Here is a 6,196-nt window from a genome sequence, read left to right on the forward strand (position 1 = left end):
CGAGCGTCTTGCGATTGAGCCGTTGCAATCGGTTACGCAGTGTCAGATGTGTACGCTCAATACGCCGTGTATACAGCTTGCTAACAATGTGTTTTACTTTTGGAAGTTCGTCGTTGTAAGCCCTGTAGCCATCCGTGTTTGCATGACTGACGACGGTAACGCTGATGGTCACTTTTGCCATAACCGTGTTTTTTCACAGGAGATGTCTGTTCACAAAACGGGCATCTTACATCAACTTTAGCCACTGTATTCCACATCCAAAACAGGACATTTCACACTGCAATCAACATATTGAATACACGACCATTACACTGGAAAATGGACTGCACCAGAAACGCACCGATACGGCGCTGGGTGCCTTTCTCCGGCGTAGAATCATAGGCCTCAGCGATAGAACGGAACAGCGGAGTGATGATCCCACCACAGCGCGCCGAGGTGGAGGGCATCGCTGGGGCAAATAGCAGATCAGTGAACACCAGACCATAAGCCAGGCCGAGCGAGCTGTTACCCAGTTTTCTGATGAACAGCAAACCGATGCGGCGGCCAAAACCGGTTTTGATAAAGCCGCGCGAGATAAAGAAGGCACAGGCGATCATCCAGATGGTAGGGTCGCTAAACCCGGCCAATACGTCTTTAATCGAGAGCAAACCAAGGATCGCCACGGACGTCAAACTGAACATCGCCATGGCACCGAGGGGATACGGAGAGAGGATAAGACCAATAACGGTGGCAATGAAGATAGCCATTAGATGCCAGGCATCAGGCTTGACGCCCTCCGGCACGGGTAATAACCATAACGCGACAGCAATACCGATAATGGGCTTTGTTGAGTAAATAGAACTTTTGGGTAATCATCGGAGCAGATCACCACAGTTGTTTCAAAATCAGGTATCCATGGCAAAACAAAATTTTAAAATCACCAACTGGCCCTCTTATAACAAGGCCATCAAGCAGCGCGGTTCTCTAACCGTATGGCTAGATGAATCAGCCATTGCTGCATGGACGGAAAAAAACACTACTGAACGGCGTGGACGACCGCTCCACTACTCAGATATGGCCATCACCGCAGTCCTGATGATGAAACGCGTGTTTGGCCTTTCATTGAGGGTTTTACAGGGCTTTGTTGACTCGATTTTTAAACTGATTAAATTGTCGCTGCATTATCCAGACTATTCTCTGCTCAGCAAGCGAGCAAAGACAGTGAACATCAGCATAAAAACGCCAACCCGTGGTGAAATCTCACATCTGGTCATTGATGGAACCGGCCTGAAGGTCTTTGGCGAAGGCGAATGGAAAGTCCGGCAGCATGGCTCGGTGGCTGAAACGGCCATGTTCCGGTTCAAAAGGCTTCTGGGTGGTCATCTAAGTCTGAGAGACTACGATGCTCAGGTGGGTGAAGCCATGGCCATGGTCAAAGCGCTTAACCGGATCACGCTATCAGGAATGCCGAACAATATTCGCATCACGTAACAATCGACCCGTATGGGGCGCAGTCGTTACAAGTTCTGATTTATTCAACAAAGCCCCTACCAACGTCAAACGCGCTGGATACGGAGCAACCCGCATCATCCGCACTATTGGGTATCGTGCGCTAGCAGCACACGGACAACACTAAACAATAACGGCCAAAATGCGTGGCCGTTCAGATTGCTTACACGTCTGTTTAGGCAACTACCTCTCGTAGGCCACCGCATACAGCAGAGCACGACGCTGATGTTTCTGTTGCAGATAACGGGCATAGTGAATATGCCGATAAGTGCGTGACTGTGCTTCCAACCAACGGCCCCTGCGCCGCTGAACCTGGCGTAACATGCGCCACCGGATCACTTCATTTCTGCTGCGTCTCATGACAATACTCTTTATCGAAAACGGGAGGGGGTGCGACGTGGTAGTATAGCGCGTTCTCAGGTCAATCCAAGCGTCGTGCTCTTTTTGCTGTGTCTGTACCGGCAATTTCTTCCTATTCTATTCAGACGAAAGGAATTTCCTCTTTTGGCAAACTATGCGTACACTTTATGTCAATCGTGTGCCGAAGGGATCTGTGCGCTGCTATGACGACTTTTTACACTCTGTTTAGTTGGCTACTGGTTCTGGGTTACTGGCTGCTGATCGCTGGCGTTACGCTTCGTGTCTTGATGAAGCGCCGTGCGGTTCCTTCTGCAATGGCCTGGTTGCTGGTCATCTATATTCTGCCGCTGGTCGGTATCATCGCCTACCTTTCGTTTGGCGAGCTGCATCTGGGTAAGCGACGCGCCGAACGCGCCAGTCGCATGTGGCCATCAACGGCTAAATGGCTGCGGGAGTTGGCTGAGTATCGGCAGATCTTCGCCACTGAAAACAGTAAAGTGGCGCGCTCACTGTTCCAACTGTGCGAACGTCGTCAGGGAATCGGTGGTATCAAGGGAAACCAGTTGCAGTTGCTGACCACATTTGAAGATACCATCAAAGGGCTGGTGCGGGATATTGATCTGGCACGCAGCGACATTGAGATGGTGTTTTACATCTGGCAACCCGGCGGACTGGTTGAACAGGTCACTACTGCCTTGAAGAAAGCGGCTCAGCGCGGTGTAACCTGCAGAATTTTGCTCGATTCTGCGGGCAGCGTCGATTTCTTTCACAGCACCTATCCCTCAAAGATTCGCGAGGCAGGGATTGAGGTAGTGGAAGCCCTCAAGGTAAACCTGTTCCGTGCTTTTCTGCGTCGCATGGATTTGCGACAGCACCGCAAAGTGGTCCTGATTGATAACCGGATTGCCTATACCGGCAGCATGAACATGGTCGATCCACGCTTTTTCAAACAGGATGTAGGCGTCGGCCAGTGGGTCGATTTGATGGCTCGTATTGAAGGTCCGATCACCACCACCATGGGTATTATCTATTGCTGCGACTGGGAAATGGAAACGGGTCAACGCCTGCCGCCGCCGCCGCCAGATGTCGGTTTGATGCCGTTCGAGCAGGAGCGCGGGCATGCTGTGCAGGTGATTGCATCAGGTCCGGGCTACCCCGAAGACATGATCCACCAAGCGTTGCTGACGGCCGTCTACTCCGCACGACACCAGTTGATCATGACCACGCCCTACTTCGTCCCCAGTGACGATCTGCTGTACGCTATCTGCACGGCGGCACAGCGCGGCGTCGATGTCAGCATTATCCTGCCGCACAAAAACGACTCCGTCTTGGTCGGTTGGGCCAGCCGCGCGTTTTTCAATGAATTATTTGCCGCAGGGGTAAAAATCTATCAGTTTCAAGATGGATTACTGCACACCAAAAGCGTGTTAGTCGACGGGCAACTCAGTCTGGTAGGCACCGTCAACCTGGACATGCGCAGCCTGTGGCTCAATTTTGAAATCACGCTGGTGATCGACGATGACGGTTTCGGCAGCGATCTGGCCTGCGTACAGGAAGATTACATCGCTCGCTCACGCCTGATGGATGAAAGCAAATGGCAACAGCGTCCTTACTGGCAGCGTATTGTCGAGCGCCTGTTTTACTTTTTCAGCCCATTTTTGTGATGCTCTTGTTCCCGACAATCGCCGTGCGTTGCGCTGTCAATAGACGAGCCGTCATGTTCTAATAGTGCCATTACTGAATCTATGGAAATGCCTTATGGACCTGAACAACCGTCTTACGGAAGATGAAACGCTCGAGCAAGCTTACGATATCTTTCTTGAACTGGCGTCTGAGAACCTCGATCCGGCGGATATCATCCTGTTCAATCTTCAATTTGAGGAGCGCGGTGGTGCAGAATTATTTGATCCCAACGAGGACTGGCAAGAGCATGTCGATGTCGATTTGAATCCCGACTTTTTTGCAGAAGTGGTGATTGGATTAGCGGAAAAAGATGGCGACCCGATCAACGACGTGTTTGCGCGTATTTTGATTTGCCGTGAAAAAGACAACAAGATGTGCCATATCTTGTGGCGTGAGTAACCCCTCTCCCTAACGGCCTGCTGATTTTTATGATCAGCCTTGTAGCGTATCGACCTTCAGGCACGATACCGCATGGGTAAAATTGCCTTCCAGCAATAGGCGCGTTTTGACACAGGTTTCACTGGATATCGGACAGCGGATGCAAAACACGCAGCCGGCGGGTGGGTTAATCGGTGAAGACAACTCCCCCTCCAACAGTTGTATCCGTTTGCCACGCTCTTTGTCAGGATCGGTGATCGGCACCGCCGACATCAGCGCCTGGGTGTAAGGGTGTAATGGATTGCCAAACAAGGCGTCATCGGTTGCCAGTTCCACGGAGTGACCGAGATACATCACCAGTACGCGATCGGAGATGTGTTTAACAACCGAAAGATCGTGCGCAATAAAAATCAGCGACAGCCGCATTTCCTTCTGCAATTGCCGCAGCAAATTCACCACCTGCGCCTGAATCGACACATCGAGCGCCGATACGGGCTCATCACAAATAATCCGCTTGGGGCGTAAAATCAACGCCCGGGCAATACCGATGCGCTGACACTGGCCGCCAGAAAACTCGTGAGGATAGCGGTTAATCTGGTTAGGCAGTAACCCCACCTTCTGCATCATATTTTTGACGCGATCGTTGATCACTTGCCGGAACAGATCGTCACGATAAGTACGCAGTGGCTCGGCGATGATCTCACCCACTGTCATACGCGGGTTAAGCGAAGCCAGCGGGTCTTGAAAAATCATTTGAATATCGTTGCGAACGTGACGCCATCCCTCCTGATGGATGTGGCACAAATCCTGCCCCAGCCAGCAAATCTGCCCGCTGGTGGCTTTCACCAATCCAATAATGGCGCGCTAGGGTGGATTTACCACAACCCGATTCACCGACAATACCCAGCGTTTCGCCTTCATAGAGGCAAAATGTGACGCCATCTACCGCTCTAAGCGACTGTGCGGGTTGCCAAAACCATTTTTTGCGCGCATTGACGGCGAAGTGCACACTGAGGTCACGCACGTCTAGGATGACGCGTTTCTCCTGTTGATTAGTCATAGCACCTCCTACACCGCGCGAAAACAGGCCCGCATCCGACCCGCATCAAACGTGGTCAATGCGGGCACCTCCTGACAGCGTTCCATGGCGTAGGGACACCGGGGAAAGAATTGACATCCCTGCGGTAAATGCAACAGATTGGGCGGATTACCGGGGATTGTGGCCAGCGTCTCGTCACTGACATCCAGACGGGGCACGTCATTAAGCAACCCTACCGAATAAGGGTGAGAGGGACGATAAAAGACATCGCGCGCGCTGCCATATTCCATAGTGCGACCCGCATACATCACCAACACCTTGTCAAAAATGCCCGCCACCACGCCTAAATCGTGAGTAATCATGATGATGGAGGTGTTAAATTCCCGTTTTAAATCCGCAAGCAATGTCATCATTTGCGCCTGTACGGTGACATCCAGCGCCGTAGTCGGCTCATCGGCGATCAGCAGTTTGGGCTGACACAGCAGCGCCATGGCAATCATGACACGCTGACGCATCCCCCCCGAAAACTCATGGGGATACATTTTCATGCGCTGGCGTGCCTCTGGCATTCGCACCGCATCCAGCATATTCACCGCACCGTCAAACGCCTCGCTACGACTGCACCCTTGATGAAACATCAGGACTTCCATCAACTGCTCCCCAACGCGCATATAGGGATTAAGCGAGGTCACCGGATCCTGAAAAATCATGGCGATCTCTTTCGCCCGCAGCTTGTTCAGCGATTTTTCTGGCAGATTGAGAATTTCATGCCCCATGAAGCGGGCCGAACCGCTGGCCTGTCCATTTGTCGCCAGCAACCCCATCAGCGCAAACGCGGCCTGCGATTTTCCCGAGCCGGATTCTCCGACAATGCCCAGCGTTTCACCCTGTTCCACAGTAAACGTCAGCGCGTTCACCGCAGTGACATCCCCTTCCTCGGTAGCAAACCGCACGCTGAGATCCGTGACGCTGAGTAACGGGTGCAGCGCGCGCAGGTTATTCCCTTTCTGTTATGCATGTTTCGCAATCATAGCTGCACCTCAACGATCCTTCGGGTCCAAGGCATCCCGTAAGCCATCGCCGATAAAATTAAAACAAAACAGAGTGACAACGGCTTTGTTGAATAAATAGAACTTTTGGGTAATCATCGGAGCAGATCACCACAGTTGTTTCAAAATCAGGTCTCCATGGCAAAACAAAATTTTAAAATCACCAACTGGCCCTCTTATAACAAGGCCCTCAAGCAGC

General features: G+C 51.8%; 6 protein-coding genes and 5 pseudogenes. 3 read left to right on the plus strand and 8 right to left on the minus strand.

Going from position 1 to position 6,196, the window contains the following annotated elements; all coding sequences use genetic code 11:
- The 4 genes and pseudogenes from QZ506_RS02885 to QZ506_RS02900 all read right to left on the minus strand — a co-directional run.
- Positions 1–109, minus strand: a pseudogene (locus QZ506_RS02885) (IS1 family transposase); the annotation flags it as partial.
- A 31-nt stretch (positions 110–140) separates the two neighbouring features.
- A pseudogene (locus tag QZ506_RS02890) lies at positions 141–245 on the minus strand (IS1 family transposase); the annotation flags it as partial.
- 60 nt (positions 246–305) lie between these two features.
- Positions 306–782: pseudogene (locus tag QZ506_RS02895) on the minus strand (SLC13 family permease); the annotation flags it as partial.
- A complete protein-coding gene (locus tag QZ506_RS02900) occupies positions 746–871 on the minus strand; it encodes a hypothetical protein (protein WP_291968946.1) in 126 nt (41 codons plus the stop codon). The pseudogene QZ506_RS02895 and the gene QZ506_RS02900, both read right to left, overlap by 37 nt.
- Positions 872–894: 23 nt before the next feature.
- Here QZ506_RS02900 and QZ506_RS02905 point away from each other — a divergent pair, with 23 nt between their 5' ends.
- Positions 895–1,470 (plus strand): IS5 family transposase, encoded by a 576-nt coding sequence (locus QZ506_RS02905; protein ID WP_291968948.1) that lies wholly within the window; start codon positions 895–897, stop codon positions 1,468–1,470.
- A 201-nt stretch (positions 1,471–1,671) separates the two neighbouring features.
- Here the strand turns inward: QZ506_RS02905 and QZ506_RS02910 are convergent, their stop codons facing one another.
- Entirely contained in the window at positions 1,672–1,848 is a 177-nt protein-coding gene (locus tag QZ506_RS02910) for a YciY family protein (RefSeq protein WP_291968950.1), read from the minus strand.
- Between the two features lie 203 nt (positions 1,849–2,051).
- On the opposite strand from QZ506_RS02910, the gene cls reads away from it, so the two are divergent.
- Both cls and QZ506_RS02920 read left to right on the plus strand, forming a co-directional pair.
- Complete coding sequence (gene cls, locus QZ506_RS02915) at positions 2,052–3,512, plus strand: cardiolipin synthase (protein ID WP_291968952.1); 1,461 nt, start codon at positions 2,052–2,054, stop codon at positions 3,510–3,512.
- 94 nt (positions 3,513–3,606) lie between these two features.
- Entirely contained in the window at positions 3,607–3,930 is a 324-nt protein-coding gene (locus QZ506_RS02920) for an HI1450 family dsDNA-mimic protein (RefSeq protein WP_291968954.1), read from the plus strand.
- A gap of 33 nt (positions 3,931–3,963) precedes the next feature.
- Here the strand turns inward: QZ506_RS02920 and oppF are convergent.
- The 3 genes and pseudogenes from oppF to QZ506_RS02935 form a co-directional block, all read right to left on the minus strand.
- A pseudogene (gene oppF / locus QZ506_RS02925) lies at positions 3,964–4,969 on the minus strand (murein tripeptide/oligopeptide ABC transporter ATP binding protein OppF).
- Between the two features lie 8 nt (positions 4,970–4,977).
- Positions 4,978–5,943 carry an oligopeptide ABC transporter ATP-binding protein OppD gene (gene oppD / locus QZ506_RS02930; protein ID WP_291968956.1) on the minus strand — a complete coding sequence of 322 codons (966 nt, stop codon included), beginning with the start codon at positions 5,941–5,943 and terminating at the stop codon, positions 4,978–4,980.
- Positions 5,944–5,988: 45 nt separating this feature from the next.
- A pseudogene (locus QZ506_RS02935) lies at positions 5,989–6,060 on the minus strand (hypothetical protein); the annotation flags it as partial.
- Positions 6,061–6,196 lie beyond the last annotated feature (136 nt).

The organism is Candidatus Symbiopectobacterium sp. (assembly GCF_020054415.1).
GTDB lineage: Bacteria > Pseudomonadota > Gammaproteobacteria > Enterobacterales > Enterobacteriaceae > Symbiopectobacterium.

Bases quoted from the DNA above. Each gene is read 5' to 3' on its own strand.
- QZ506_RS02905 (WP_291968948.1), top strand. From the start codon at position 895: ATGGCAAAACAAAATTTTAAAATCACCAACTGGCCCTCTTATAACAAG.
- QZ506_RS02910 (WP_291968950.1), bottom strand. From the start codon at position 1,848: ATGAGACGCAGCAGAAATGAAGTGATCCGGTGGCGCATGTTACGCCAG.
- cls (WP_291968952.1), top strand. From the start codon at position 2,052: ATGACGACTTTTTACACTCTGTTTAGTTGGCTACTGGTTCTGGGTTAC.
- QZ506_RS02920 (WP_291968954.1), top strand. From the start codon at position 3,607: ATGGACCTGAACAACCGTCTTACGGAAGATGAAACGCTCGAGCAAGCT.